Annotated in this window: 18 protein-coding genes; 15 read left to right on the forward strand and 3 right to left on the reverse strand. The window is 38.9% G+C overall.

What is annotated here, in order from left to right; genetic code table 11:
* Window positions 1–63 precede the first annotated feature (63 nt).
* The 15 genes from A3G3_RS0107930 (at window position 64) to A3G3_RS0108000 (ending at window position 17,277) form a co-directional block, all read left to right on the forward strand.
* On the forward strand, window positions 64–1,446 hold the full coding sequence (locus A3G3_RS0107930) for a phospholipase A (protein ID WP_019520002.1): 1,383 nt from the start codon (window positions 64–66) through the stop codon (window positions 1,444–1,446).
* 4 nt (window positions 1,447–1,450) lie between these two features.
* Window positions 1,451–2,218, forward strand: coding sequence for a ComF family protein (locus A3G3_RS0107935; protein WP_019520003.1), 768 nt, complete (start codon window positions 1,451–1,453; stop codon window positions 2,216–2,218).
* Window positions 2,219–2,418: 200 nt separating this feature from the next.
* Window positions 2,419–2,886, forward strand: a complete 468-nt coding sequence (locus tag A3G3_RS13460) for a GspH/FimT family pseudopilin (protein ID WP_019520004.1) — start codon at window positions 2,419–2,421, stop codon at window positions 2,884–2,886.
* Window positions 2,883–3,407 (forward strand): prepilin-type N-terminal cleavage/methylation domain-containing protein, encoded by a 525-nt coding sequence (locus A3G3_RS0107945; RefSeq protein WP_019520005.1) that lies wholly within the window; start codon window positions 2,883–2,885, stop codon window positions 3,405–3,407. Before A3G3_RS13460 ends, A3G3_RS0107945 begins: the two co-directional genes overlap by 4 nt.
* On the forward strand, window positions 3,407–4,324 hold the full coding sequence (locus A3G3_RS0107950; RefSeq protein ID WP_019520006.1) for a prepilin-type N-terminal cleavage/methylation domain-containing protein: 918 nt from the start codon (window positions 3,407–3,409) through the stop codon (window positions 4,322–4,324). Before A3G3_RS0107945 ends, A3G3_RS0107950 begins: the two co-directional genes overlap by 1 nt.
* Window positions 4,325–4,350: 26 nt before the next feature.
* On the forward strand, window positions 4,351–5,211 hold the full coding sequence (locus A3G3_RS0107955) for a hypothetical protein (RefSeq protein ID WP_019520007.1): 861 nt from the start codon (window positions 4,351–4,353) through the stop codon (window positions 5,209–5,211).
* 39 nt (window positions 5,212–5,250) lie between these two features.
* Window positions 5,251–9,138 (forward strand): pilus assembly protein, encoded by a 3,888-nt coding sequence (locus A3G3_RS0107960; RefSeq protein WP_019520008.1) that lies wholly within the window; start codon window positions 5,251–5,253, stop codon window positions 9,136–9,138.
* Between the two features lie 12 nt (window positions 9,139–9,150).
* Window positions 9,151–9,681: a type IV pilin protein gene (locus tag A3G3_RS0107965; RefSeq protein ID WP_019520009.1), complete on the forward strand. Its 531-nt coding sequence runs from the start codon at window positions 9,151–9,153 to the stop codon at window positions 9,679–9,681.
* Window positions 9,681–10,100, forward strand: coding sequence for a type IV pilin protein (locus tag A3G3_RS0107970; RefSeq protein WP_040631577.1), 420 nt, complete (start codon window positions 9,681–9,683; stop codon window positions 10,098–10,100). The genes A3G3_RS0107965 and A3G3_RS0107970 overlap by 1 nt, the downstream gene beginning before the upstream one ends.
* Window positions 10,101–10,599: 499 nt before the next feature.
* Window positions 10,600–11,076, forward strand: a complete 477-nt coding sequence (locus A3G3_RS0107975; RefSeq protein WP_019520011.1) for a pilin — start codon at window positions 10,600–10,602, stop codon at window positions 11,074–11,076.
* A gap of 95 nt (window positions 11,077–11,171) precedes the next feature.
* The gene (gene tfpZ, locus A3G3_RS0107980) at window positions 11,172–11,924 is read left to right on the forward strand and encodes a TfpX/TfpZ family type IV pilin accessory protein (RefSeq protein WP_040631580.1); all 753 of its coding nucleotides are present in this window, start codon (window positions 11,172–11,174) and stop codon (window positions 11,922–11,924) included.
* 80 nt (window positions 11,925–12,004) lie between these two features.
* On the forward strand, window positions 12,005–13,828 hold the full coding sequence (locus A3G3_RS0107985) for an O-antigen ligase family protein (RefSeq protein WP_019520013.1): 1,824 nt from the start codon (window positions 12,005–12,007) through the stop codon (window positions 13,826–13,828).
* A gap of 41 nt (window positions 13,829–13,869) precedes the next feature.
* Window positions 13,870–15,138, forward strand: coding sequence for an exopolysaccharide biosynthesis polyprenyl glycosylphosphotransferase (locus A3G3_RS0107990; RefSeq protein ID WP_083908858.1), 1,269 nt, complete (start codon window positions 13,870–13,872; stop codon window positions 15,136–15,138).
* Window positions 15,139–15,178: 40 nt separating this feature from the next.
* Window positions 15,179–16,210, forward strand: a complete 1,032-nt coding sequence (locus A3G3_RS0107995; RefSeq protein WP_019520015.1) for an acyltransferase family protein — start codon at window positions 15,179–15,181, stop codon at window positions 16,208–16,210.
* Between the two features lie 20 nt (window positions 16,211–16,230).
* Entirely contained in the window at window positions 16,231–17,277 is a 1,047-nt protein-coding gene (locus A3G3_RS0108000) for an acyltransferase family protein (protein ID WP_019520016.1), read from the forward strand.
* A gap of 1 nt (window position 17,278) precedes the next feature.
* Here the strand turns inward: A3G3_RS0108000 and A3G3_RS0108005 are convergent, their stop codons facing one another.
* The 3 genes from A3G3_RS0108005 to A3G3_RS0108015 all read right to left on the reverse strand — a co-directional run bounded on the left by A3G3_RS0108005 (window position 17,279) and on the right by A3G3_RS0108015 (window position 19,698).
* Entirely contained in the window at window positions 17,279–18,502 is a 1,224-nt protein-coding gene (locus A3G3_RS0108005) for a ribonuclease D (protein ID WP_019520017.1), read from the reverse strand.
* A gap of 62 nt (window positions 18,503–18,564) precedes the next feature.
* A complete protein-coding gene (recR, locus tag A3G3_RS0108010) occupies window positions 18,565–19,173 on the reverse strand; it encodes a recombination mediator RecR (protein WP_019520018.1) in 609 nt (202 codons plus the stop codon).
* A gap of 171 nt (window positions 19,174–19,344) precedes the next feature.
* Complete coding sequence (locus A3G3_RS0108015) at window positions 19,345–19,698, reverse strand: YbaB/EbfC family nucleoid-associated protein (protein ID WP_267283249.1); 354 nt, start codon at window positions 19,696–19,698, stop codon at window positions 19,345–19,347.
* Window positions 19,699–19,779: the final 81 nt, after the last annotated feature.

A 19,779-nucleotide genomic window follows, 5' to 3' on the forward strand; every position in this document is an offset into this window, starting at 1 on the left:
GTTTTCTAGCGATTGTGTCAAGATACTGTGTTATTTTTCGCTTCTGTAAGTCAAGGCATCATCATGGCACATTCTGTTTCTTCTATTCGCATTCCATTATTGACATTATCAAGTTTATCTTTAATGATGTTAAGCACCTCTACACAATCCGCGGTGCAAAAATCGCAAACGCTGAAAAAAACCGGAGAACCTGTCGTTCAAGTCCAAACCCAAATTGACAAATTTTCCCAATGTTCGCAAATTGGCGATAACGTGTTGCGTTTGGCGTGTTATGATAAACTTGTGGCAGGTGATGTGACGCTGACCCAAAAAGTACCGTTGGACTTGAGCAAAACCGTGAGCAACAGTATCCAAGCGGGCAAAGTTGCCCCTGTGTTGGTTAACGGTGAACAAGTTGAATTGAATAAAGAAACCGTGTTGCAATCCATTAAAAGTGGGGTAAATGACACCAATAAAGCAAATGTGATGAATAATAAAGTAGCTGAAACGACCGCCACAACACCAACGGCTGACATTCAAGCTATTGAAAAAACTGAGAAAAAAGCCAATTTTCATTTGCAAAATGCCGACCAAAAAGAACGTGAAATTTTACAAGCGGTTGGCGTCAGCAATGACGATGTGGCAAGCTACAGCCCATTAAGTCAAATGTTTGACCTTGACCGCAACGACCCTGCGGGTTTATTTACTTTGCGTCCGCATTATCAGACCTATTTTTTACCTGTTTTTGCTCACAAAGACCCGAACGAAACCCCCCATACCCCAACCCATGAACTGCCTGCCGATTATCCAGATTTGCAACATGTTGAAAGTAAAATGCAAATTTCGGTAAAAACCAAAATGTTACAAGACGTCTTTCACACCAATGCGGATGTGTGGTTTGGTTATACCCAACAATCGTATTGGCAGGTGTATAATGAGAGTCAGTCACGTCCGTTCCGTGTGTCTGATTATCAACCAGAAATTTTTATCACCCAACCTGCTAAGGCGGATTTGCCGTTTGGTGGTGATTTACGCATGATTGGGGCAGGATTGGTGCATCAGTCAAATGGACAATCCGACCCATTGTCACGTTCGTGGAATCGGGCGTATCTCATGGGCGGTATGGAGTGGGGCAAATTAACCGTTGTGCCACGAGCATGGTTTATTTTTCCCAGTTTGAAAGAAGCTGATGATAGAGACAACGAAGATATTGGCGATTATATGGGCTATAGCGATATCCGCTGGCAATATCCGCTTGCCAACAAAGACACCGTTGGCGGTTTTGTCCGCTTTAATCCTTTAAAAGGCAAAGGAGCTATTCAGATTGACTATGCACGTCCCTTGCGTGGCGGTATGAAAGCCTATATACAACTATTTCATGGTTATGGCGAAAACATTCAAGATTATAATCATGAAAGTACCAATATCGGCGTGGGCTTAATGTTTAACGATTTTTCAGGCTTATAAAGCAATGCTTTTGCCAAAAACGTGGTGGCAACTACCTTTTGCAGGGGCGTTATTATTACATGGTAAAGTTATCAACAAATGTCAATTTTGCTCATTAAATTCTTGTCAACATTTGCCCATAGATGACGTTCAAGATGGAATTAATCCACATTGGTTTAACCGTCTCGCATTTTTGTGCAACGATTGCCATCAAGCGATTGCATGGCAACAGTCCACGTTCAATTTAACCACTGATTTTAGCAATCAACCCACCATTCAAGGTATTGCAAGCGGTTATTACGATTATCCACTCAATCATGCGATGACTCAGTTTAAAAATCATCATGAACTACGTCAGCTAATGATACTTATCCACGCTATTCGTCAATTACAGCTACCGAAAGGTTGCCATCCAAAAAATAGTGCGATTGTCATCGTGCCAACTACTACCAAACGCTTGGTTGAGCGTGGGTTTAATCCGTTATTTATGCTAACTTTATATTTAAGTTTTCATTGGCAAATGCCGATTTTTATGCAAATCGGTCGTGAAGAACGCCTGCACCAACAAGGGCTAAGCCGTGAACAACGCCTTGATAATGTGAAAAATGCCTTTTATTTTGACACAATTCCAAAGGTAAAAAACTTGATTTTCTTTGATGATGTAGTAACCACAGGAGCGACGCTACAAGCGGTGCTTAATGGTTTATTTAACCAAATTAAACCAAGACTCAAAAACCCCAATATCAATCCTTACCGTATCCATGCTCGAGCGGTTTTGCATGGGCGAATTTAACCACAAAATTTTATTATTTTAATAATAACGCTTTCTTTACCATTTATCGCATATCCATTAACAAAGTAGGTTATTTTTGTTAAAATTGTTGTATATTATGATGGCTTAGCAAAAAATATTAACATTTTTATCAGTATTTGATAATACGGTATGTTTTTTGCATCATAACTAATTATTTTTTGAATTTTGAGAGAATTTTCATGAGACATTCTGTCAATCAGTCGGGTTTTACGCTAATAGAGCTGATGATAACCATTGCGATTATGGGGGTTATTGCATCACTCGCCGCTCCGTCTATGAATGAACAAATAGCAAGTATGCGCCAAAAAGAAGCGACAAATTTGTTAGAGAATACCTTGCGTCAAGCCCGTACTGATGCCATGATTTATCGTGTTCCTATCACTGTAACTGTGAATAATACAGCAAAAACTATTACTACGACATCAACACGAAAAAATGCAATTGATGTTGTACAAAATTATAATCCAAAAATTAATGTAACAACCACTAGTGCTAGTGCAATGACAGTTACGTTTACCCCTACAAAAACAGCAAGGTCCGTAATTTTTAGGGTTTGTCATAATAACAGAGCAAGTGACCAGTTAGATATCACCGTGGCAGATAATGCTAATATTTCAGCATCAAAAACGATAGGGGGTTGCTCATGACAGCAAAATATAGTCAACAAGGCATCGGTTTAATTGAAGTGTTGATTGCCTTGCTACTATTAGCAGTGGCAATGTTGGGTTTCTCAGCCATGCAAATCAATGCGGTCAAAGCTACTGATGAAAGTCTGATGCGAACCCGTGCCATGTCTGTGATGCGTGGTGGTGCAGATGCGATAAGAGCTTATAGCATCGATGCTGAAAAAGATGCTTTCGTAGCAGGCGTTAATTCTAATAAAGCCAAAATTTCTTGTCAAATAGCTTCTGCTTGCACATCTGAGCAAATGGCAAATAATGATGGGGTAAATTTGCGTGAATTTGCAACGGCAAATGAAATGCAAATCCGTGTGATAGATTGTCCAGAAACAACAAGTACACAAACTCGCCAATGTATGATTGCAAGCTGGGGGAAAACTGACCCACAGCTGACAAACGATAAACCTGCGACAGGTAGAGTAAACTGTGCGGACAACGCTGGTGTTTATAATGCAGGTGCGACTTGCTTTATCATGGAGGCATACTAATGTTAGTTGACAAAACTTATCAGCGAGGCTTTACTTTAATTGAGCTGATGATTTCATTGGTGTTAGGTTTATTAATCTCAGCAGCAGCTGTTCAGATTTATATTGCGAACGTTAGGACATCCACTACCCAAAAAAGTGGGAGTAGTATACAAGATACTAGTATTTTTGGCATTCAAGCCCTAGAAAAGAATATTCGTCAAGCTAACCTTGGTAACGAAGAAACTTCTATTACTGACAAAACAGTCGGCGGTGGTATTGTTTTGACCAAGGAAAATATTGGTGCAACAGAGGATAAGCCAGAATGGTTTACTAAATCAGGTGATGGTTTTTCTAATACAAATGTTGGTAGTGACCAACTAACGATTCAATACCGCAATATCTCAGGAAAAATATGGTCAGACTGTGAAGGCTCCGATATTGCAAATGGCGATATGGTAATCGAGCGTTATTTTATCCGTGCAAATTCTACAATTTTGGCTTGTGATGCAGGTCGCTTGTCAGGTACAGATCAGCCATCAGGTATTAAAAGCGGTGCAGGTGCATTATCATTTGGGAATGGTGGTGGTTCTGAGCTGATGTTAGGCGTTGACCAATTTAAAATTTTGTTGGTAACTGAAGAAACCAAAGATACCGACGGTGACGGTAAACTTGGTAGAAGCTATTTGACACCAACACAGTACAAGGCGATTACAACGACGGATAAGCCTGCTATCACTGCTGTTAAAATAGCTTTACTAATTCATGGTGTTACGCCAATTCTTGAAAATACTGAGCTAAAAACATTTGATATTTTGGGTACCAGTAATACGCTAAAAGCAACTGTACCAACAAATACGGTACGCAATAAATATGAAGCGAATGTATTATTGCGTAATGCACGTGTTATTCACTTTGCAACGACAAGTGCAACGCCATAAGTCGTTAAAATAATGAGAAAAATCACATGAAATTATCTACTTCACAGATTTGTTTAACACAGCAACCACAACGCCCTACTGTGTTATATCGCCAAACACAGCAAGGTGCAACACTGATTGTCGTTTTATTATTTTTAATTTTAGTAATGATAGCAGGAGCGATGGCAGTTAAACAAAGTAACACTGACCTAAAACTGGCTACCAGCGATCAAATTAATACTACACTTTTGCAGTCATCCGATAGTGCGAATCAAAGCCTAGAGAAAATGGCAAATAGCTTGCCAAATTCACCTCAATATAAATTACTGGTAGTCAGTCCGATTGGTGCATTTGGGCATTTTTTATATAGTAGAGAAAATAAAGGGGATGAGTTTGTTTATTGCTATAACCCACGACGCAATAACTACTCAGCACGTCAAGCAGTTGTTAAAAAAGCAGGTGGTGGCACACAGCTAAATGCGAATGGTTACTGTGACTATGAAACTGCAAATGACTATACTAATGCTCGTCAAACTGTAATGACACAGATGAATATTACAACAACCCCCGCGGTTGAGAATGATGATCCTTTTAAAGATGCAGTGATTGGTAAAGACTCTACTAACAGTAGTAGTCAAAAAACACGTTTTGATATCTATTCAACCTCATCGCTACCTGCCTATAACACACCTAAAGATGGGGCACATAGCTGTTATGAAAGTACGATGATTGAAAAAAATAAGTCAGTAAGTGGCAATAATAACCAATTGCTGACTGATTGTCTCAAACAAGCACAAACCCCTCACAAAGCACTGTATGAACAAGCAGTGATTGAAAATAAATCTCATTCAACCACCTGTATTAAGTTTGGTAGTGCTAGTTCTAACCGTTTATTGTGTACTTTATAATATCCTTTAGTGTTTTTCAATATAATTAATGGTGATTAAATGAAATCTAAAATAAATCAAAAAATCTTATCCACTTCTTTAAAATATTTAGTCGTAGCCATGGCGATGACTGGTACGAGTGTAACCATCGCAGATGTCAATAAAAAAGAAATCGGTGACCTTGAAATCTATAAACCAGCACAAGGTGGCTCAGCGACTATCGCAATGATGCTTGATATTTCAGGTTCTATGCTTGAAATTGACCTGCCAGACAGCACCTATAAAGACAGATGGGGGCGTACTAGAAATCAGCCAAATAGAGGTGTTTGGAATAATGGATTAAAGTGTCTTTATAACTGGAGAAATGGAAGATTTGCAGGGCAAGTGACAGCAGATACAGTATTGAATGCGTCCAAATATACAGTCAATATTCCGATTACGCGTGCTGATGGCACACTTGATAGTACCATTTCTATGAACGTTGAAGTTTGCCCTAATACAAAAGATGGTAGAACGAATCTTGAAGGTAATAATACAAAGAATATTAAAATTACAGGTGGTGCAACCGACCGTATTACCAATTTAAAATTAGGCCTTGTTGGACTACTGGCAGACGGTACCGCATTGTCGGAGAATCATCGTATCGCCATGGGCAGCTTTCCCACACCTCTACCAAATGTTATTCGTAATCCCTTTAAATATGCAGGTAATATGCAGGTACCAGCTGAGCGGCTAACCTTAGAGCATCGCAAGCGTTTGATTAATTATGTATTAGGTTTAAGACCAAATGGTGGTACGCCAATTGCCCATGCTTATCCTGAAGTCGCTTCTTATATGTTAGGAGGAACAACACAGACTAATGCTGTAATACGTGCGGGTGGTGGATATGGATTGACGGGTTTTCCAGAATCTGATGCTTCAACAAAAAATGGCAATGTCTATAAAACACCGCTAAATCCTGATGCTCAGTGTGAAGGCTACGGTATCTACTTTTTAACAGATGGTGCACCCAATGCTTCAGGCGATAACAGTGCCCCTGTTGTTATGGGTGCTGCACTTGGTATGAACCGTATGCCAAAAAACAATGGTAGACCTCAGCTAACTAACGCAAATACAGAATCTCCTACTCAGGCTGCTTGGGATTGGATTGGGAATTTTTCTCAAGTATTGAGAACCAAAAACCAGTTTGGTAAAGAAGGGTTAAAAACAGCAACTGTTGGATTTGGTAAGGTTTTTGACGGATTTACCAATAAAACGGTAACTATTGATAGCGGTGATGGTAAAACTGAAGCCAAAACTATTCCTGACTGTAATTCTGTACGAAGCCAAGATGCCAAGAACCTGTGCTTATTGGGTTCATTAGATGCTGATTTTGGTAAAGGTGGATTTACTGCCACAGGCGAGCCTAAAGCTCTAGCGGATAGTGTGGTTAATTTTATCTCGTCGCTTAATCAAGAACTGCCTTCATCACCGTCAGGTACAATTACTGTACCTGATGACCCATATCGCGTGGATAGTCAACAAGCGATTGCTTATTTACCAATGGTTGAGGCAAAAGTTGCTGAGAACCCAGCAGTTTGGGCGGGTAACGTAAAAAAATATGCCTTAGATCAAGGGACGCTATACGGTCAAAATAACAACAAGCTATTTAATGACGAAGCAGGTTCTCTTAATACAGCCGCAGCAGATTTGTGGAGTCCATCACCAGTACCCTCGTCAGGTAATGCAAATATTTCTTCAGGCGGTATGTATGCACGACTAACCGCACCAAATGCAGGATTGGGATCAGGACGTACACTTTATATTGAAGATTTTGGTGCGGATGGTAGAACACCCGTAATACGTAAATTCGGTGTAAATGCGAGTGGAAAAGTTACTTTGGATAACAATGTCATTAGCAATACTAACAGATTTAGAGATACCACAACTTATACTGAAGAACGTGCAAAAAAACTGCTACACTTTTTAGGTTTTGATAACTTGCCAAATACAGGTAAAATCTTGGACGGTTCTATTACACTGACAAAACCAACGAATGAAGTCAAAATTTTGGGCGGTGCGGTTCATTCAAATCCTGTGTCAGTCTCTTACGCAGCAACACTGGATGACTATGGTCAAGTTACAGGTACTCGTGATGATTATGTGCTATTTGGCTCAATGGACGGTGCATTGCACCTTGTCAACGCTGATAATGCAACCAGCAATGATGGGGGTAAAGAGCAGTTTGCTTTTATTCCAAAGTCAATACTACAAAATCAAGATGAGGCTCTAAAAGGCACTCAAGGTACAGGTAAAGCGATAGGTGTACCTTATTTTGGTATTGATGCACCTTGGATGGTACACGCCGACTATAAATTTGACATTGATAATAATAAAGTTACTGTAGAAACTGCTAAAGATAAAGGCGTATTCGCTTACGGCGGTATGCGTATGGGTGGCGAAGGGCTATATGGGCTAAAACTCACTAATAAAACGACGCCAGAATTGATGTTTTATTTATCAGACAAAAAGTCAGACGGTACGCCAAATGCTGACTTCCAGCGTATGGGGCAAATTTGGGCAAAACCTGTGCGTGCTAAAATCAAAACTAGCAACACCGATAAAGGCACAGACGTACTTGTATTTGGTGGTGGGTATGATATGAAGTATGAAAGTGAAGACTTTGTTGCCCAAAATGCAGGCGATGTTAAAGGTAATGCTGTTTATATCGTCAATGCTCATACAGGAGCGTTGATTTGGTCAGCATCGGGTAGTGCAGGCGGTACAGCCAATACTTCTGTTCCAACCATGAAAAATAGTGTTGTTGCAGGGGTAACTATCCTTGACCGTAACAATGATGGCTTTATGGATCATCTTTATTTTGCAGATTTAGGTGGGCAAATATTCCGTGCAGACTTTACCAATGCAGGTGATAAAACTTATGATGCAAAAGGTGTAGGCACAGCGACAACAAGCTTTAAGAATCAACGTGTAACACGAATTTTGCAACCTGCCTTTAGCGAATCAGAAGCAAAATATGCCCATCGCTTCTATGAACGCCCAGTCGTGAGTATCTATCGTGGTGATAATACGTTTAATAATGGACGGCTCTTTGCATTGGTTAATGCTATTTCAGGTGATAGAAGCTCACCGTTATCAAAAATGCGTAGCGATAACAAATATGCTGACCGTGTCATTGGTATCATGGATACAGACGTTACCAAAGCAAATAGCTTATTCTATGCTACAGATTTTACCACAAGAAAAGAAAAAGTAACCATTGCTGGTGGCGGTACAAAAGATGAAAATGTACAAAAAATCAAAGATTTAACCGATACAGATTTTGCAAATATCCCGACCGAAATGGGGAATGTGCCAACAGGAGGCTATACAGAAGTTCAGAAAAATACAGGTATTACAGCAGTAAAAGCCAAAAAAGGTTGGTATTACCCTCTAGTTCGTTTTGATGGTTACAACAATGTGAAATATACCAAAGGTGTGGGTAAATCAGAAGTTATCAACAGCTTTTTATATACCACGACCTATAACCCAGATATGAAATACGGTTCAGGTTCAAGCTGTGCTGCATCTATCGCAGGTGGTTCAGAACGTCAGCTATATTGCTTGCCGTATGGTATTTGTAAAGATGTCAGCTCAAAATCAGGCACAGGTGGCTTTGCTCGGGCAGGGCAAGGTATTCAAGAGCTTACACTTGGACCATTGAGCAGTAGTAAATCTAATACCCGTCTTTTAGTTGGCACACGTACTATTCAAGACCGTGTAAACGATCGTGTTGATTATGGTCAAGGGTATCCAAATAGTGGTTTAGTTGGTCAAGATGGTCAGAGACTAGGTACTGATGGTGTTACTACAACTGGTGGTGATGGCTCTATTGGTGAGTTTATCTTTAACGAACGCTTTACATTACAACCAGTTAACTGGTACGAAATAAATAATGCTAAAGACTAAGGAAAACTTATTATGATACAGCAAAAAGGTTTTACCTTACTAGAGCTAATGATTATAGTAACGATTATTGCGATATTAGCGGCGATTGCCATTCCATCATATCGTTCATTTGTTATTAGAAATGCCGAAGCTGAAGTACAAGCGAAAATGCAACAACTCCAAAACGAGCTAGAAGCATGGCGAGCTACAGCATTAACTTATCGTGGTTTTAAGCCAAAGCAAGTGGCAAATGACGGTACAGTTACCTACGCTTATAGTGATACTGGTAATACAATTATTAATGTACCAGCAGTTAACCCACGTTACCGAATCACTTTAACTAACGGTACAGGCACGACGCTTGTACCAACAGGCAATGACTTGACAACTGCGTCATCAACTTGGGTGATGATTGCACAACCTGTTGGAAACCGTTGGAACCCTAACGAAATCTCAACGTTTATTCTAAATAGTCAAGGGTTAAAATGCCAATCAAAAACTGCGTCAGCCAGTATTACGGCAAACATGACAGACTGTAATGTAACGGGGGTTTCAACATGGTAATGAAACAAAAAGGCTTTACGCTAATTGAATTAATGATAGTTATTGCTATACTTGGTGTGATAGTAGCAATTGCTCTACCTAGCTATCAACGCTATGTTATCAGAACCAAACGTGCAGATATGATGGCTGAGTTACAAAATATTGCCACTCAAATAGAGTCTAAAAAATTATCACAAGGTAGTTACCAAAATATTAATCAAAATACACTACCATTGGGTAATTTCCCAAGACAAGGTACACCGTTATATAGCATAACAGTTTCTCCCATACCTTTAACATCAGACTGGACACTAACTGCAACCCCAATGGTAACTGGACAAATGGCAGGTGACGGTAGTCTAACATTAACAGCACAAGGCATCAAATGCCGAAATGTTACTGCTACTGATAAAAAATGTGGCAATGACTGGAAAGATTAAATTTTACTATCCTGCTAAAACCGCCATTATACAGATTTTAGCGGTTTTTTTATGTAACATGAAAAAATAAGACAAAAATTGTCACTATAATAAAGTAAGTATCCAAGAATTGGCAATAAATGTCTTTTTATTGGATATAGAAATAATTTAGATTGTCTAAAAATGACAAAAATTGTCAGACAATGACACAATATGGCTAACAAGGCAACGTTTACTAAAATATTTATCTGGAATTTATGACCGTTTATTTTTAGTTTATTAAAAATAGTGGCTGATTTTTTTAAAAACTACCCTTTAACACGGTTTTTTGCCAAAAATTCGTAGTGCAACGATAAAAAGTAAACTATTTTAAAAAAGTTGGCACAACATCTGCAATATTAATTACAAGAAGGTAAGGTTAACAGCTAACCAAACCATTAACTTAAATCCTTTGGATAATCTTATACACCTAACTCTATCATAAGTTTATCCAACCCTTTAATAAAAATAGGAGTTCATTATGAACGCACAAAAAGGTTTCACCCTTATTGAATTAATGATTGTTATCGCGATTATCGGTATCTTGGCTGCTATCGCTTTACCAGCATACCAAGACTACACCAAGCGTGCTAAAGTTTCTGAAGGTATCTCACTAGCTTCTGGTGCTAAGACTACTGTTGCTGAGAACCACTCTAACGCACAAAAATACGACACTGGTTGGACTGCAACTACTACACCAATTGTAACTGCTCTTACTATTGACAATACAAACGGTGCAATCACTATAACTTACGGTGCAGCTGTTGAAAATGGTGCAACTTTGATTTTAGCTCCAAAAGTCGCTGGTGTGGCGCTTCCTGATTCATCTGGTGGTGCTAACAGCTATACTCCAGCACAAGGTGCTATCGAGTGGGAATGTAATGCAGCCGGTGCAACTGGTCGTGTGGGTAGTGTAGGTACACTAAACCAACGTTTTGCTCCATCTAACTGCCGTTAATATGTAGCAATCAAAACGATAAGTTTTGCAAAAAGACTAGCGAAAGCTAGTCTTTTTTGTTATTGTATATTGATTTGTTTTAAGCGAGGTATATGATGGTATACAGTTCCATAAAATCTAAACGTGTGCGTTATTTTTTGTTGCATCTGACTCTCTGTATTGTAGTTGCGATAATTTGTATATTATGGATGTTTAATATTTGGTATCCGATGCCACTAAATAAAGCAGTCGGTGTGACGCATATTTTTTTAATGATGATTACGATTGATATTATTGTGGGGCCATTATTAAGTTTATTGGTATATAAAGAGCATAAAAAAACATTGAAAATGGATTTGACCATTATTTCCATTTGCCAAATCATTGCGTTATGCTATGCTATGTATAGCCTAACGCAAGGTAGACCTGTTTGGTTGGTTTATAATGTGGATAGATTTGAGCTGATACGTGCTAATGAGTTATATACTAAAAATATTAGTAAGGCACAACCTGAATATCAAAAAGTAGGTTGGCTACGACCAAAGTTTGTTGCGACTGCATTCGCCAGGGATGTTAAAGAACTTAATGATAATATGTTAGAAGAATCTCTTGCAGGTATCTCTTTAGCACAGCGTCCTGAAAGATATGTTCCATTATTAAATGCAACAGATGCCATCAAAAAACGGACAAAACCATTATCTGAGTTAAATCATTATAATGAAAAAAATAAGGTGCAGGCGATAATCACTAAGTATCCAAAAGCAGATGGGTTTTTACCATTAAAAGCAAATGTAGAAGATATGACGGTTTTGATAGATAGGAAAACAGGCGAAGTTGTCAAAATTGTTGATTTACGCCCTTGGAAATAAAAAATCCCCCAATCTCCTAAAAAAATGCTAAACTATTCCGTTTAGCATTTTTATTGCCAGTTATTTTTTGGATATTGTGTATGCCAAGCTACCGTGAGCCGTCTATTTTCTTTGCCATCGCTGTCGGTGTGGCGATTTTGGGTTATTTGTTGCCTTATCATTCACCTTTGGGTCGGGATTTTTGGGTAAATAGTTTTTCGTTTATTGCGGTAGCGTTTGGCGTGGCGGTGGCATTATTCACGTTAAACCGTTGGCGTGGTGTACATTTATCGGTGTGGACGTGGCTTGGGTTTATTGTGGTTTTATTTGCTCAGTTGGCTTTTTTGCCGATTGCCCACCCCGATGCGTTGATTTTTCCGATTATTTGTTTGAGTTTGGTGGCATTTGCCAGTAGTGTTGCTTACCAATTTACCGATAAAGCCTTGTTATTAAAGATATTATTTGGCTTTGCCATTGTCATGGCAATGATAACTTTTATCATCCAAGTGATGCAGATTTATGATTATACGATTTTTTGGCAAAGTTGGGTAATCGTACGCAATAATGCGTTACCGACACGTTTGGACGGTAATTTTGGACAGGCGAACCACACAGGTTACGGCTTTGTGTTGGGGTTGTGTGCGGTGATTTATCTGTTACATCAAACATTTACAAATCAAGCTATTCAACAAAAGTTAACAAAATATCTATTGGCATACCGTGCATTATTGGTAGTATTGTTTGCGGTATTTTGTGCAGGGTTGGCGTTTACCCAAAGTCGTGCAGGCATGCTGATGATGATTGGTGTGATTGCGGTGTATTTTTTTGCCCAACCGATGCGGTGGCGGACAAAATTTGGTTTGACGGTGATTGGTTGGTTATTTTTTGACTTGTATTATCTCGGGGCGAGTTGGCTTGCCAGTTATCTGCTCAATGCAGGTGGACTGGGGGCGGTTAGCCGTATGGCAGGCGGGCAGGGCAACCGACCTGCACTCAATGAGCGAGCGATGATGATGTTTGGCGATAATCCACTTATCGGTGTGGGGTGGAATAACTATATGAAAGCCAGCGTGGACTATGCTCAGTTTTTTAGCTGGCCTGAAATCGCCGACCATTCGCATAATTTTATTACCATGATTTCGGCAGAAATGGGCGTGGTTGGTCTGCTGTGCTGTGTGCCAATAGGGTGGGTGTTGCTCCGAGCCGTGCATTTTCGCCATTCGGCACAAAGTGCGATTGCGTTAGCGTTCGTGTTAGCAAGTTTGCTATATGCGAGTGTGGAATATCCGCTATGGTATTTTCGTTATTTGGTGATATTTGCCATGTTTGTACCGTTGATTGAACCACGTCATTTAGATTTGGTAAAAAAACCTTTAAAAATCAATAATTTATTTTTTTTACGTTTTAGCGGTATGTTAAGTTTTATATTGGCATTGGCAGGTGTTTTTTATGCTTATCAATATTTGCAGTTAGATTATCTAAATTATAACCGTTTTATTACGCATAAAAATCATCAATTTACCGATAGCCAAATTGACTATCATCGTAAACCTTTGTTTGGTTTTAGTGCGTATAATCAACGTTTGTTGGCTATGCAAGTTCCGCTCAATGCCAATCATTTAGCCGAGAAAAAGGAAATTTTTGCTGATGTGCTAACCAATGATACGTCGCAGTTCAACCTGTTGGCTTATGCACAATTACTGGCTTTTGAGAATAAACCTGACGAAGCGATGAAATATATTCAAGCATCGTGCATCATGGTGCAAGATGTCAGTTTTTGTGACAATGTGGATAGTGATTTGGCAAAATTAGCCAAAAATAATCCACAAGTGTTCGGTAATCTGTATCGCAATTTTGTAAAATGGCGTGAACAAAATCCTGAAAAAACAGGGTTAAACGTCAAATCCGAAATTTTTGATAATTAATTTAATCTAATAATTTTTTAAATTTATGATAAAATATTAACATGATAAAACCTAATTTTTGGGGCATATGGCGGTATCTGTGGGTGCGGTTATTGGTTGGTTGGCTCGTGATTGCGATTTTGCCTGCCATGTGGCGGTGGACAGGGCGGATGTTGCGTTGGGATTTGTTAGACACCCAGTTTAATAGCCTTGTGTTGGCGAGCGTGGGCGTGCTACTGACCACCTTTGCGTTAAACCGTCTGTCACAGTTTCCGGGGCAACGCTCGTTTAGCCATGTGTTACCGACTTTACTGGTGGTGGTGATGTTGCTTGGTTCGGTGTTGCTGATTTTTCGCTTACCGTATTCGCTTTATTATTTGGCGTTTGCATCGGTATTTGGCTTGTTATTTTTTTTGGTGTCGTATTTGTTGGAACAAAAAATTTCTGAGCCATTTATGGCATACATTCCGCTTGGGCGTTGTCAAAACTTTGAAAATACAATTAATATCAAATGGTTACGCCTAGAAAACCCACAGTTAGACACCGCAACTGCCAAACGCATTGACGGCATTGTGGCAGATTTGGCAAGCCCTGAACTCAACGATGAATGGCAACGGTTTTTGACCGAACAAACCTTACAAGGTGTGCCTGTCTATAATCAACAACAGATGTATGAAAGTTTAACAGGGCGTTCGCCTATTCAACATTTGTACGAAAATGATTTGGGTTCATTATTGCCTTCACAAAACTATTTAATTATCAAACAGTTATTGGATAACTTCGCAGTAGTTTTAGTTAGTCCGTTGGTTGTGCCGATTTGTTTGTTAACAGCGATTGCTATTCGTTTGGAAAGTTCGGGTAAGGCGATTTTTGTGCAGGAACGGGTGGGGAAGGGTGGCAAACTGTTTAAAATTTACAAATTTCGCAGTATGACCACGGATGCGGAAAAACATGGGGCAAAACTGGCTCAACAAAACGATGCAAGGGTGACTAAAGTTGGTAAATTTATCCGTAAAACTCGCATTGATGAGCTACCGCAGTTTATCAATGTGTTAAAAGGTGAGATGAGCTTGATTGGACCACGTCCAGAACAGTTAAGTTTTGTTAAACAATTTGAACAAAAAATTCCGTTTTATAACTATCGGCATATTGTCAAACCTGGTATTTCTGGGTGGGCTCAAGTTACCCAAGGTTATGCAGGTAATGAAGACGAGACCGCACTCAAAATCCAGTATGACTTTTTTTATATTAAAAATGTCTCATTGGCGTTAGATTTGTTAATCGTCATAAAAACGGTGCAAACGATGCTCACAGGGTTTGGGGCGAGATAGGTGTTGGCATATTCTATAGTGGTGTTAACAAAGAAAAATCATGAGAAATCAAGCATTTGATAGCATAAAGGGCTTGCTGATACTATTGGTCGTGGTCGGTCATGTGTTGCTGGGTTCGCTCGTTGATAATGTATGGCGGTATCTGATTTATCTGTTTCATATGCCGTTATTTTTGGGATTGACGGGATATTTTGTCAAGCCTAAATTGTTACAACAATCCGCTAAAGCAATTTTAACAAAATACTATCAACGGCTATTACGACCGTTTTTTTTGGCAATGATTGTGTATTATGGATTAACAAATTACCAACAACCCCTCCATGCGATTTTAACCAATATTTTTTCGCTCTACCCCTACTATCATCTGTGGTATGTGCCTGCGATTTTGCTGTTTGTGGTTTATACCAAAGTGATAAATACATGGCTAAATCGGCGATATTACACAATTTTTTGGCTGATATTTGCGATAGCAGGGGGCTGTACTTGGTTTTTTGAAAGCGTATCACAATGGGGATTATCATCGCATTGGTTGTACCAAGCGGTAGGCGATAAGCGGTTTTATTACTTTTTTAGCTACTTTTTGTTGGGATTTTTATGGGCAAATCGGCAAAATTTTGCTATTTATGTTCAAATTGTGCGATTGGAGCGTTATTTTTACCCATTGACGGTTGGGTTACTATTATTCAGTGGTTTAGGGTTATATGTTGCTACCGTTAAAAATTTCATATTTACAAGCGGATTTTTTAAAATTATTTTTAATGATATCTTGATTATTGTTTGTTTAAGGTGGGCGGAAAATATTGCCACATTACCAATTTGTTACCAACAAAATCGCTTGAGACGTATCTTGGCTCAGATTGGTCGAGTATCGCTACCGATTTATTTATGGCACGTTTTACCAATCTTACTGCTCAAACAAAGATTTGCTAATCAAATTATCAACTATTATTGGGTATCTGGTATTGTGTTAAGTGTTCTAATAGGGCTGTTTATTGTTTTAGAAGATAAATCGCTGTGGCTTAACCGCTGGCTATACGGTAAAAATACAACCCCAACTATAGTCAATCACTAAAGAAAATAATAGGAAATTTAATGCAACAACAACAAAAACGCTTAGTAAGTTTGGATTATCTGCGTGGGTTATGTGCATTAAGCATTGTTTTTTATCATGTTTTTATTTTCAATGGGCAAGTACTGACGCCTACTCATTTGTTGCAACGCTTAGGTTTTTATGGTGTTTCTATTTTTTATTTATTAAGTGGGCTAACGTTATATTGTATTTATTATCAACAAAACTTTCGCCAATTATCGGTTATTGTTGATTTTTTTAAAAAACGGGTGGCTAGACTGTTTCCGCTGTTGATGTTGCTTACCACGTTCGTGTATTTTGGCAAGCCGATTGGCTTGGGTTCGGACAAGGATTTGATAAGTTATTGGCTCAATATGACAGGGCTGTTTGCATGGCTAGATTATGATAATTATATCGTCACAGGCGGTTGGTCAATCGGTAATGAGTTGGTGTTTTACAGTTTTTTTCCAGTGTTGTTGTGGCAAAATTTAAGCAAACAAACGATAATTTTATGGCTTAGCACATTGATTTTACTTGGGATTTATATTTATTTTGCATTTTTTGTATCAAACATTCATGTGCCACTGGCAGAAAATTGGCAAAACTACATTCATCCTTTGAATCAAGGTTTTTTATTTGTGCTTGGGATGCTTATTGCAAAATATTTTTTAACGAAAAATTTAACCAATTTTATTAGTTTAACATTGATTGGCATTGGATTTTTGCTATTCATGTGTTATCCAATATCAGCAAATTTGCCAATTATCAGCCTTGTAACAGGCACGCCACGCTTAATTTTTACCTTATCATCGGCGTTATTGGTGTTGGGTTTTTTTAAATTAACTTATCAATTGCCCAAAATTTTACACCGTCCATTATTCACTTTGGGTGAAATCAGTTATGGGGTTTACTTAATTCACCCAATTGTTATTTTGTTGATAAATCAGATTAACGATGGCTTAAATTTTTGGTTAAAACTTATTTTAACGTTGCTCATCACTTTGTTATTAAGCCAACTTTCTTATCAATACTTTGAAAAATATTTTGTTAAAATTATGAGAAAAACTTAATTTAATCGGCGGTATTCACAAAATTTTCACCTTCCATAGGATGATTAAATGCCTGATTTTCAGTCATTTGTCGCAATTTTGGCAATAAAGTATCAATCACCCAATTTTTTCGCCAACTTAATAATGGCAGTGGTAAGGCTCGCTCGCTGTCAATGGCATGGGCGTATAGGTCGCTGAGCCATTTTTTGCGGATAAGCACATTTTCTGGCAAATTAAGTGTGTTGGCGTGTTGATTAATCAAATTTTGCAGGGTTTGTTGCATCTCATTGGGCAGTTTGCGGTAAGGCATTGCCACGCACGGCGGATAAGTTTCGCTGTCATTTTTTCGTACTTGATTGATAATATTTAAGATTTCATTGCCGTACATACGGATAACTTGTGGTTTGATACTGGTGTAGCCAAGTTGTTTCATGCCAATCGGCGGTTTTTCTACCAGTTCTTGCAGAGCTTGCGGACGCAAAATGTAGGTGCGTGGGCGGTTAATAGAGCGTGCCAATTGCTCCCGCCATTCGCATAAGGCTTGTAACATTGCTAACTGCTCACGGCTATAGCGAAAATCTGCCACACTAAGATATAGTTGGTTGTCATCAATTTGGGTTAAATTGTACAGTTCGGCGGTATAATCTTGACAGTCCTGTTTGGCATATTGCCACAGATTTTTTTCGCTAAGCTGTTGTTTTAATTCAGAATATAATGCAAGCAAATAACGCACATCATCGCTAGCGTATCGTTCTTGTTCAAAGGTTAACGGGCGTTGTAGCCAGTCGGATTGGCTTTCACCTTTATCCACATGGATATCAAGCGTGTCAAGTAAGGCTTTTTGATAACCCAAACTTAATTCACCTGCTAAAAACCCCAAACCAATTTGCGTGTCAAATACGTTGGATAACGCAGGCAATTCTGATAGTAAATAATAAATCCCCAAATCTTCACCACAAGCATGAAGCACCATGGTCGGCACATCGGCAATCACTTGCCAAAAATCATACAAATCCAACTTGGGAGCATCTAGTAAATAAATTGCCTTACCTGTGTTAATCTGCAACAACGCAAGGCGTGGAAAAAACGTATCTCGCTTAATAAATTCGGTGTCAAGGGCAATAATGTCCAAAGTATCAAGCTCGTCCATGAGCCGTTCTAACTGTTCATCGGTTCTTACCCAAATGGTGGGTAAATCTTTTAGGCTTTGTAATTGTTCATGGGAAAGGGGACGTTGTTGTAGCATAATTTTATTTTCCTTAATTTGTGTGTTTTTAAAATTAATTATGGTTAATATTTTGGTAAAAATTATAAAATCGCACGATTTTGCAAGGCTTGTCCAAGCGTCATGCTGTCTAAATATTCAAGCTCTCCGCCCATGGGTACGCCTTGTGCTAACCGAGAGATTTTTTTGACATAGGGTTTTACCGCTTCACTGACAAAATAAGCTGTGGTTTGCCCTTCAATCGTGGTGCTTGTTGCTAGAATTATTTCGTTTATCGGATGATTTTGTTCCGCTTGATGTTGTAAACGTTTGATTAATTGGTCAATGCCAAGTTGCTCTGCTCCGATACCTTCTATCGGTGATAACGTACCGCCGAGTACAAAATATTGCCCTTGAAAGCTGGCAGTTTGTTCAATCGCCATCATATCTGATGCCGTTTCCACGATACACAACTGACGCTCGTCTCGTTGTGGATTGCTACAAATCGGACAAATATCATCATCAGACAAGCCCCGACATTGCTCGCATTGTTTGATTTCGTTCATAGCAATCAGCAAGGCTTCGGCGAGTTGCACGCCTTGCGGGCGTTTATGCGTGAGTAGGTGCAATGCCATACGTTGGGCGGTTTTTTGTCCGACACTTGGCAAGACTTTAAGCTGTTTTACAAGGTTGTCAAATTTTGGGGTAAGCACAATAAATCCAAAAAAAATTTAAACCCTTATTATCAATAAAAATGACTGATAAAGCAAATTTTATCAGTCATTTTTTTTGGCAATTTGGTCGGTTTTTTAGTCAATGATTAATTTGTAAAATCAAGTTAATCAATTTTATGCGTTAAACTTCATAAACTGGATTTATTTAAATCAACCAAATAGACCCTGCATACCTGGTGGCAAGCCCATGCCACTCGTCGCCCCTGCGATTTCTTTTTCGTGCAGTTCATCGGCTTGACGTACCGCATCATTAATGGCGGCAGCGATTAAATCTTCAATCATATCAGGCTCATCTTGGAGCAAACTTGGGTCAATGCTAATGCGTTTGACAACGTGTTTGCCACTCATGGTTACTTTTACCAAGCCATTGCCAGCTTCGGCGTGGACTTCTTTTTCAGCAAGGCGTTTTTTGGCATTTTCTACGTTGGTTTCCACTTGTTTTTGCATCATTTGGGCTTGTTGCATAAGGGCTTGTAGGTTCATAAGTTTTCCTTTATAAAATATTGGGTAAATTTTTAGCAAGATTTGGGCTATTCTAAATGATTTAGATAAAATTTTCAATGATGAAAAAAATGCTTAATTTTT

The sequence above is a fragment of the Moraxella boevrei DSM 14165 genome (genome assembly GCF_000379845.1).
GTDB classification, from domain to species: domain Bacteria; phylum Pseudomonadota; class Gammaproteobacteria; order Pseudomonadales; family Moraxellaceae; genus Faucicola; species Faucicola boevrei.

Coding starts and splice junctions, on each gene's coding strand:
- A3G3_RS0107950 (WP_019520006.1), top strand. CDS start 3,407: ATGTTAGTTGACAAAACTTATCAGCGAGGCTTTACTTTAATTGAGCTG.
- A3G3_RS0108005 (WP_019520017.1), bottom strand. CDS start 18,502: ATGCTACAACAACGTCCCCTTTCCCATGAACAATTACAAAGCCTAAAA.
- A3G3_RS0107935 (WP_019520003.1), top strand. CDS start 1,451: ATGCTTTTGCCAAAAACGTGGTGGCAACTACCTTTTGCAGGGGCGTTA.
- A3G3_RS0108000 (WP_019520016.1), top strand. CDS start 16,231: ATGCAACAACAACAAAAACGCTTAGTAAGTTTGGATTATCTGCGTGGG.
- A3G3_RS0107975 (WP_019520011.1), top strand. CDS start 10,600: ATGAACGCACAAAAAGGTTTCACCCTTATTGAATTAATGATTGTTATC.
- A3G3_RS0107945 (WP_019520005.1), top strand. CDS start 2,883: ATGACAGCAAAATATAGTCAACAAGGCATCGGTTTAATTGAAGTGTTG.
- A3G3_RS0107995 (WP_019520015.1), top strand. CDS start 15,179: ATGAGAAATCAAGCATTTGATAGCATAAAGGGCTTGCTGATACTATTG.
- A3G3_RS0107990 (WP_083908858.1), top strand. CDS start 13,870: ATGATAAAACCTAATTTTTGGGGCATATGGCGGTATCTGTGGGTGCGG.
- A3G3_RS0107930 (WP_019520002.1), top strand. CDS start 64: ATGGCACATTCTGTTTCTTCTATTCGCATTCCATTATTGACATTATCA.
- A3G3_RS0107965 (WP_019520009.1), top strand. CDS start 9,151: ATGATACAGCAAAAAGGTTTTACCTTACTAGAGCTAATGATTATAGTA.
- A3G3_RS13460 (WP_019520004.1), top strand. CDS start 2,419: ATGAGACATTCTGTCAATCAGTCGGGTTTTACGCTAATAGAGCTGATG.
- A3G3_RS0107970 (WP_040631577.1), top strand. CDS start 9,681: ATGAAACAAAAAGGCTTTACGCTAATTGAATTAATGATAGTTATTGCT.
- A3G3_RS0107960 (WP_019520008.1), top strand. CDS start 5,251: ATGAAATCTAAAATAAATCAAAAAATCTTATCCACTTCTTTAAAATAT.
- A3G3_RS0107955 (WP_019520007.1), top strand. CDS start 4,351: ATGAAATTATCTACTTCACAGATTTGTTTAACACAGCAACCACAACGC.
- A3G3_RS0107985 (WP_019520013.1), top strand. CDS start 12,005: ATGCCAAGCTACCGTGAGCCGTCTATTTTCTTTGCCATCGCTGTCGGT.
- tfpZ (WP_040631580.1), top strand. CDS start 11,172: ATGGTATACAGTTCCATAAAATCTAAACGTGTGCGTTATTTTTTGTTG.